This is a genomic window from Stenotrophomonas sp. BR163 (assembly GCF_047520985.2).
GTDB classification, from domain to species: domain Bacteria; phylum Pseudomonadota; class Gammaproteobacteria; order Xanthomonadales; family Xanthomonadaceae; genus Stenotrophomonas; species Stenotrophomonas sepilia.
Genome location: NZ_JAXBRE020000004.1, coordinates 250,051 through 258,689, shown reverse-complemented (window position 1 = coordinate 258,689; position 8,639 = coordinate 250,051). Strand labels below are relative to the sequence as shown.

Genomic DNA, 8,639 nt, shown 5'->3' with positions numbered 1-8,639 from the left:
CCCCCCCCCCCCCGCCCCCCCGCTACAGGTACATGGTAGGGCCCGACCGTTGGTCGGGCCACCTTGCAGAATTACAGGGTGCGCGGCACTTCGATACGCTCGAAGCACTCGATCTGGTCGCCTGGCTTGACGTCGTTGTAGGCCTTCACCGCGATACCGCATTCGGTACCGTTGCGGACTTCCTCGACGTTCTCCTTGAAGCGACGCAGCGATTCCAGCTCGCCCTCGAAGATCACCACGCTGTCGCGCAGCACGCGGATCGGCTTGTTGCGCTTGACCACGCCCTCGATGACCATCGAGCCGGCAACGGCGCCCAGCTTGGAGCTGCGGAAGACGTCGCGGACCTCGGCGATACCGATGATCTCTTCGCGGATCTCCACGCCCAGCAGACCGGATGCCACCTGCTTCACCTGATCGATCACGTCATAGATGATCGAGAAGTAACGCAGGTCGACGCCGTTGGATTCAATGATGCGGCGGGCCGAAGCATCCGCACGCACGTTGAAGCCGATGACGGTGGCCTTCGAAGCAGCCGCCGAGTTGGCGTCCGATTCGGTGATGCCGCCGACGCCGGAGTGGATCACGTTGATGCGGATGTCGTCGTTGGACAGCGCGACCAGTGCCTGGCTCAGGGCCTGCACCGAACCCTGCACGTCGGCCTTGATGACCAGGTTGAGGACCTGCTGGCCCTCGCCCTTGCCCAGGGTCGCCATGATGTCTTCCATGCGGCTGCCAGCGGTGGCGACCAGGCGCGACTCACGGCGCTTGGTCTCACGCTGCTGCGCAACATCCTTGGCCAGGCGCTCGTCCTCGACCACCACGAAGTCGTCTCCGGCTTCCGGCACACCGGACAGGCCCAGGACCTGCACCGGGATCGACGGGCCGGCGAACTCCGGCTGCTTGCCGGTTTCGTCGAACAGCGCACGCACGCGGCCGTACTGGATACCGCACACCAGGTAGTCGCCCTTCTTCAGGCGGCCCTGCTGCACCAGCACCGTAGCGACCGGGCCGCGGCCCTTGTCCAGCGACGATTCGATCACCACGCCCGAGGCGCGGCCTTCGTCGACGGCCTTCAGTTCCAGCAGTTCGGCCTGCACCGACACCGCGTCCAGCAGGTCGTCGATGCCCAGGCCGGTCTTGGCCGAGATCTCCACCATCTGGATGTCACCACCGAACTCTTCGGCCACGACCTGCTCGGAGAGCAGCTCGTTCTTGACCCGCATCGGATCGGCACCGGACTTGTCGATCTTGTTGATCGCCACGATCAGCGGCACACCCGCCGAACGGGCGTGCTGGATCGCTTCCTTGGTCTGCGGCATGACGCCGTCGTCGGCAGCAACCACCAGCACCACGATGTCGGTCAGCTTGGCGCCGCGGGCACGCATCGAGGTGAACGCGGCGTGGCCCGGGGTATCCAGGAAGCTGATGACGCCCTTGGGCGTTTCGACGTGATAGGCACCGATATGCTGGGTGATGCCGCCGGCTTCGCCGTGGGCAACCTTGGTGCGGCGGATGTAGTCCAGCAGCGAGGTCTTGCCGTGGTCGACGTGACCCATGATGGTGACCACCGGCGGGCGCTGCACGGCTTCGCCCTGGTTTTCACCGGTCGAAGCAAGCAGCGCGTCTTCGGCATCGTTGTCGTTGGCACGGATCGCCTTGTGGCCGAGTTCTTCGGTCACCAGCGCAGCGGTGTCGTGGTCGATGGACTGGGTGATGGTCGCCATCACGCCCATCTTGAACAGCGCCTTCACCACCTCGCCGCCCTTCAGCGCGAGCTTCTGCGCCAGGTCGGCCACGGTGATGGTCTCGCCGATCGCGACTTCACGCACGACCGGTGCGGTCGGGCGTTCGAACGCGTGCGGACCGGCATTGTTGCCACCACGCGACATGTCGCGACGGCCACCGGACTGGTTGCGGCCACCCGGACGTCCACGCGAATTGCTGTTGTTGCTGTTGCCACGACGCGCACGGTCGGCGGCCGACAGGTGCATCTGGCCGGCGAAGCGGTCGCCCGGGCCACGCTCGTTGCGCGGCGCGCTGCGGTTGTTGCGCTCGTCGTTGCGCGGCGGCGGCGGCGGAGCACCACGCGGCGCAGCCGGGGCGGCGGCCGGGGCGCGCGGCGGGCGCGGCGCGGTTTCGTCGATCGGAGCACGCTTGGGCTTGCTGGCGGCCAGTGCCTCGGCCGCCTTGGCCGCAGCCGCAGCTTCCTCGGCGGCCTTCTTCTCGGCCTCGGCGCGTTCCTTGGCGGCAGCCTCTTCCTCACGGGCACGGACGATGGCCTCGTCGCGCAGACGATCCTTCTCGGCCAGGGCCTGCTGTTCGGCGAGGTTGCGCGCACGCGACTCTTCCAGCTTGCGCAGGATGTCGGCGCGCTCTTCGTCCGGCGTCATGGCGCGAGCACCATCCTTGACGTAGGTACGCTTCTGGCGCACCTCGACATTCACGGTCGTCTTGCTGCGACCGGAATTGACCGTCACTTCCTGCTGCTTCCGGCGGTTGAGCGTGATCTTCTTTGCAGACTGATCGGTCTCTTCCGGGGCCTGCTCGGGCTTGCCGTGCGAACGACGAAGGAAGCCCAGGAGCTTTACCTTCTCGGAGCTGGTCACGACCTGGTCGGGACCGCTGAACTTCATGCCGGCACCGGCCAGCTGTTCCAGCAGTTTTTCGACCGGCGTGTTGACCAGTTCGGCAAGCTTGCGGATGGTGGTTTGCTGCGACATTCGGATCCTATGATCTTGTGGGCGCCCCCCCGCATCTGGAGGTGGCGCGGATTCTACGCCCTGAGCGGCTCAGGGCCCTGTTCATTGCCGGCTCATTCGCCGCGTTCCAGTCGGGCGATCTCCTCGGCACGGGCGGCCAGGATCAGCGCAGCGGCGCGCGCCTGATCCAGTCCTTCGATGCCGAAGTCCATGACCTCGTCGGCGGCCAGGTCGGACAGGTCCTCGCTGGTACGCACGCCGTGGCCGGCCAGCGCATATGCGGTGGCTTCGTCCATGCCCTTCAGGGACAGCAGGTCCTGCGCCGGCTGGCCGTCTTCAAGGCCTTCCTCGACTGCCAGGGCCTCATTGAGCAGCGCATCGCGGGCACGAGCGCGCAGCTCTTCGACGATGTCCTCGTCGAAACCTTCCACGGCCAGCAGTTCGCCGACCGGGACATATGCGATTTCCTCGACGGTGCCGAAGCCTTCGCTGACCAGGATGCCGGCGATTTCCTCGTCCACTTCCAGTTTGTCCATGAACAGCTGGCGGGCGGCAGCCTGCTCGGCCTCCGACTTGGCAGTGACCTGGTCCTGGGTCATCACGTTGAGCTGCCAGCCGGTCAGGCGGCTGGCCAGGCGCACGTTCTGGCCGCCCTTGCCGATCGCCTGGGCCAGGCGGTCTTCGGCAACGGCCAGGTCCATCGAGTGCTTGTCCTCATCGACGATGATCGACTGCACTTCGGCCGGAGCCATCGCGTTGATGACGAAGTTGGCCGGGTTGTCGTTCCACAGCACGATGTCCACGCGCTCGCCATTGAGCTCGTTGGACACGGCCTGCACGCGCGAACCGCGCATGCCGATGCAGGCACCGATCGGATCGGTGCGCTGGTCGTGGGCCAGCACGGCGATCTTGGCGCGGTCGCCCGGATCGCGGGCGCAGGCCTTGATTTCCACCAGGCCCTGGCCGACTTCCGGCACTTCCAGCTTGAACAGCTCGATCATGAACTCCGGCGCGGCGCGGCTGATGAACAGCTGCGGGCCACGCGGCTCCGAGCGCACTTCGGCCAGGTAGCCGCGCACGCGGTCGCCGGCACGCAGCACGTCGCGCGGAATGCCCTTGTCCTTCGGAATGAAGCCTTCGGCATTGCCACCGAGGTCGACGTAGATGTTGCCGCGCTCGGCGCGCTTGACCACACCGGTGATCAGCTCACCCACGCGATCCTTCCATGCATCCACGACCTGCTGGCGCTCGGCTTCGCGCACGCGCTGGACGATGACCTGCTTGGCGGCCTGGGCAGCGATACGGCCGAAGTCCGGGTTCTCGATCTGCTCTTCGATGTAGTCGCCAACCTCGACGCCTTCGGCCTCGTCGACGGCGTCCATCAGGCGGATCTGGCGATCCGGGGATTCCATGACCACGTCATCAGCCACCACTTCCCAGCGGCGGAAGGTTTCGTAGCTGCCATCCTTGTGGTCGATGACCACGCGGGTCAGCACTTCCTCCTCGGGATAGCGCTTCTTCGCTGCCGAGGCCAGGGCGGCCTCGATGGCATCGAAGATCACTTCACGCGGCACGCCCTTCTCGTTGGCGACTGCGTCGACTACCAGCAACAGTTCCTTGCTCATTGGCTCACTCCGCGCGCGGCTTCTTTGCCGCCGGCTCGTTGGAAGAAGAATTCGTGTTCGGCTTCGGACGCTTCGGTGCCGGACCGGTCGGCTTGCTCGGGGCCAGCCCCAGCGCCACCCAGTCGGGCATGATCCGTGCCTTGTCGATGTTGTCGGCCGACACGACCACTTCAGCCTTGTCGACGACGAAGGTGATGGTGCCCGCGGCCTCGTCGATCGCTTCGATGCGGCCCTGCAGGCGACGACGGTTGTCCTGCGGCAGCTTCAGCGTGACCTTGGCCGATTCACCCTGGTGGCGGCCGAACTGCTCCAGGTTGAACAGCGGGCGGTCCACGCCCGGCGAGGACACTTCCAGCGTGTAATTGCCGCTGATCGGGTCTTCGACGTCCAGCTGCGCCGAGACTTCGCGGCTGACCCGCTCGCAGTCGTCGACATTGATGATGCGCTCGGGCTGTTCAGCCAGCGGCACGTCGATGTAAAGGCGCAGGGTCGCACCGCCGGGGGCCGGCAGATACTCAACGCCCAGCAGCTCCAGGCCCAGCGACACAACGGTCGGGGCGAGCAGATTCGCGATGTCGGTTGCCTTGTCGCTCACAGCCTGCCTTGATCTCTATGGTTGGGTGCCGGCCTTGGCCGGCGTGGAAACATGACGCCCCGGAAACGACAAAGGGCCCGTTGGGCCCCTTTTCCGGAAAGACTCCGGTGACTGGATTCCGGTTGCAACCTGCATTGCCTGCCGGTTGCGGCCCTCCTTCCGGGTCCGGACTCCCGCTGGGAGGCCGCCTTCAGGGGTACTGCTAGGCCGCTGATGATAGCGGCTGCACCGCGCTGGTGCAAGGTGCGGGGCCGGGTCAGATCCCTTTTCCATACCGGAAGTCGAGCATGGCTCGACTCTGCAAGAACGGAACCCGCCCAAAGAAAAACGCCCTCGAAGCGGGACTTCGAAGGCGATCTCCTTACTTGGTAGCGGGGGCAGGATTTGAACCTGCGACCTTCGGGTTATGAGCCCGACGAGCTGCCAGACTGCTCCACCCCGCATCAGAAGCGGAATTATGAGCGATGGCTCCAAAAACTGCAAGCTTTCCCTCATTCATCAAACCGGTTGGCGCCGATCCGAAGTTGGTAGCGGGGGCAGGATTTGAACCTGCGACCTTCGGGTTATGAGCCCGACGAGCTGCCAGACTGCTCCACCCCGCACCGGAAGTGCTTGAACTGCTGCCCTGCTCTTTCGAGGAGGGCTACCGCAACGATGTTCTGGCTGAACCGCTGCAGTGACAACTCAGGCTGCGCATATTACACGAATCGCGCAGCTTTGTGTCAACTTTTATGCAAGATGCGCAAATGCCTGCTGGCACCAGACCATGATCGGGTTCCAGGCCAGGCCCAGGGCCAGCAGCGCCAGGGCATTGACGCCCAGCACCACACCCAGCACGCGGTCGTTGTTGCGCGGCATGGCCTCGCCCACCGGCTCATCGAAGTACATGACCTTGATGACGCGCAGGTAGTAGAAGCAGCCGACCACGGCGCACAGCACGCCCAGGATGGCCAGCCACAGCAGGCCGCCGTTGACGGCCGCGCCCAGCACCGCCAGCTTGGTCCAGAAGCCCAGGAACGGCGGGATGCCGGCCAGCGACGCCATGATGCACAGCACCAGGCCTGCCATCCACGGGTTGCGGGCATTGAGGCCCTTGAAGTCCTCGATGTTCTCGGCTTCAAAGCCGGCACGCGACAGCGCGATGATCGCGCCGAAGGCGGCGGTCGACATGATGGCGTAGGCCAGTGCGTAGAACAGCGCAGCGGCATAGCCCTGTGCGCCACCACCGGCGATGCCCATCAGCAGGAAGCCGATGTGCGAAACGGTGGAGAACGCCAGCATGCGCTTGAGATTGCTCTGCGCGATGGCCATCAGGTTGCCGATGACCAGCGAGACTGCGGCCAGGCCGGCGATCAGCAGCTGCAGTTCCGTCGACAGCGGGCCCACGCCCATTTCCAGCAGGCGGTAGGCCATGCCGAAGGCGGCCAGCTTCGGCGCCGAGCTGATGAACAGCGCGATCGGTGCCGGGGCACCCTGGTACACGTCCGGCAGCCACATGTGGAACGGTGCCGCACCCAGCTTGAAGGCGACGCCGGCGATCATGAACACCGCACCGGTGATCAGCAGCACGCGCTCTTCCGAGTGCGGGATGGCGTCACGGATGGCGTCCAGGTGCAGGCTGCCGGTAGCGCCGTAGATCAGCGACATGCCGTACAGCAGCAGGCCAGAGGCCAGCGAGCCGAGCACGATGTACTTCATCGCCGCTTCCGAGGCCAGGCCGTTTTCGCGGTTGCTGGCGACCAGGGCGTAGGAGCACAGCGCCAGCAGTTCCAGGCCCAGGTAGACCATCAGCAGGCTGCCGGCCGACACCAGGATCATCATGCCGGCGGTGCCGAACAGGATCAGCACCGGGATCTCGCCCTGGAACAGGTTGCGGTCACGCAGATAACGCCAGCCATAGACCAGGGTCAGGCCGCTGAGCAGCACGATCCCGGTCTTCATCACGTCCGCGGCGGTATCGCGCACGAACATGCCATGGAAGACCTCGCCCTGCCCGCCCACGCCGGTGGCCAGCATGAACAGCACCACGGCCAGCGCAGCGAGCGAGAACAGGTGGGTGACGATCTTGTTCCGGTTGCTGACGAACAGGTCGAGGATCATCAGGGCGAAGGCGCTGCCGATCAGCACCAGCTCGGGAGCGAGCGGTGGCAGGTCAGCGGCGGTCAATGGCAGCAGCGGCGAGGTGGTCATCATCAAATCCTGGAATTACAGCAGCTTGCTGGATGCGATCTGCATCGCCAGCTTCGCGATCGAGGGCTCCATCAGGTCGGTCAGCGGCTTGGGATAGATGCCCAGGGCCAGCACGCCGATGGCGAACACGCCCAGCACCAGCCATTCGCGGCCGTTGATGTCCTTCAGTTCGGCAACATGGCTGTTGGCCACTTCACCGAAGAAGATGCGCTTGTACAGCCACAGGGTGTAGGCGGCGCCGATGATCAGGGTGGTGGCCGCGCCCAGCGCGATCCACGGATTACGCTGGAAGGCCGAGAGGATGACCATGAACTCGCCGACGAAACCGCTGGTACCGGGCAGGCCCGCGTTGGCCATGAAGAACAGCATGGCGAAGGTGGCGAACCACGGCATCACGTTGACCACGCCGCCGTAATCGGCGATGCGGCGGCTGTGCATGCGGTCGTACAGCACGCCGACGCAGGAGAACATCGCGCCGGACACAAAGCCGTGCGAGATCATCTGCACCATGGCGCCCTGCAGGCCCAGGCGGGCGGCATCGGCGTTGCCGGCTTCACGCACCAGCCACAGGGCAATGAAGGTGCCCAGGGTGACGAAGCCCATGTGCGCGATCGACGAATAGGCGATCAGCTTCTTCATGTCGTCCTGCACCAGGGCGACCAGGCCAACGTAGATCACCGCGATCAACGACAGCGCGATCACCAGCCAGGCCCATTCCTGCGAAGCGTCCGGGACGATCGGCAGGTTGAAGCGCAGGAAGCCATAGCCACCGATCTTCAGGGCGATGGCCGCCAGGATCACCGAACCGGCGGTCGGCGCTTCCACGTGGGCATCCGGCAGCCAGGTATGGACCGGGAACATCGGCACCTTGACCGCGAAGGCGATCAGGAACGCGAAGAAGATCCAGGTCTGTTCCTTGGCCGACAGCGGCAGTGCATACAGGTCGGCCAGCTGGAAGCTGCCGCCCTTCATGTACAGGTAGATCAGCGCCACCAGCATCAGCACCGAGCCGAGGAAGGTGTACAGGAAGAACTTCAGCGCAGCGTAGATGCGACGCGGGCCGCCCCAGACACCGATGATCAGGAACATCGGGATCAGCATCGCCTCGAAGAACACGTAGAACAGCATCGCGTCCGTCGCCGCGAAGATACCGACCGTGACGCCTTCCAGGATCAGGAAGGCCGCCACGTACTGGTTCACGCGCTTGTCGATGGCGCTCCAGGCGCCGATCAGGGCAAGCACGCTGACCAGGGTAGTCAGCAGGATCAGCGCCACGGCAATGCCGTCCACGCCCAGGTTGTAGCCGATCTTGTACGCCGGGATCCAGGCATGGGTCTCGACGAACTGCAGACCGTCGATGCCCGCGTTGTAGCCGCTCAGCAGCGAGAGGCTCGCCACGAACGTCAGCACCGCTACGCCCAGCGACGCCCAGCGGGCGGTCTGCGCATCACGGATCGCAAGGATCAGGGCGCCACCGATGATCGGCAGCCAGATGAGGACACTGAGTAGAGGCCAGTTCGACACGTCTTC

5 protein-coding genes and 2 tRNA genes are annotated in these 8,639 nt (G+C 65.2%); all 7 read right to left on the bottom strand.

All coding sequences use genetic code 11. From position 1 onward, the window contains the following. Positions 1 to 71 precede the first annotated feature (71 nt). The 7 genes from infB to ACM0PY_RS05385 all read right to left on the bottom strand — a co-directional run bounded on the left by infB (position 72) and on the right by ACM0PY_RS05385 (position 8,633). A complete protein-coding gene (gene infB / locus ACM0PY_RS05415) occupies positions 72 to 2,720 on the bottom strand; it encodes a translation initiation factor IF-2 (RefSeq protein WP_180884603.1) in 2,649 nt (882 codons plus the stop codon). A 92-nt stretch (positions 2,721 to 2,812) separates the two neighbouring features. Beyond that, a complete protein-coding gene (gene nusA, locus ACM0PY_RS05410; protein WP_005417911.1) occupies positions 2,813 to 4,324 on the bottom strand; it encodes a transcription termination factor NusA in 1,512 nt (503 codons plus the stop codon). Between the two features lie 4 nt (positions 4,325 to 4,328). After that, positions 4,329 to 4,919 (bottom strand): ribosome maturation factor RimP, encoded by a 591-nt coding sequence (gene rimP, locus ACM0PY_RS05405; RefSeq protein WP_235646706.1) that lies wholly within the window; start codon positions 4,917 to 4,919, stop codon positions 4,329 to 4,331. 366 nt (positions 4,920 to 5,285) lie between these two features. Continuing rightward, positions 5,286 to 5,362: transfer RNA gene (locus ACM0PY_RS05400), tRNA-Met, on the bottom strand. Positions 5,363 to 5,444: 82 nt separating this feature from the next. After that, positions 5,445 to 5,521, bottom strand: a tRNA-Met gene (locus tag ACM0PY_RS05395). Positions 5,522 to 5,648: 127 nt separating this feature from the next. Beyond that, positions 5,649 to 7,109, bottom strand: a complete 1,461-nt coding sequence (gene nuoN / locus ACM0PY_RS05390) for an NADH-quinone oxidoreductase subunit NuoN (protein WP_134972443.1) — start codon at positions 7,107 to 7,109, stop codon at positions 5,649 to 5,651. A gap of 15 nt (positions 7,110 to 7,124) precedes the next feature. Next, positions 7,125 to 8,633, bottom strand: coding sequence for an NADH-quinone oxidoreductase subunit M (locus tag ACM0PY_RS05385; protein ID WP_005410452.1), 1,509 nt, complete (start codon positions 8,631 to 8,633; stop codon positions 7,125 to 7,127). Positions 8,634 to 8,639: the final 6 nt, after the last annotated feature.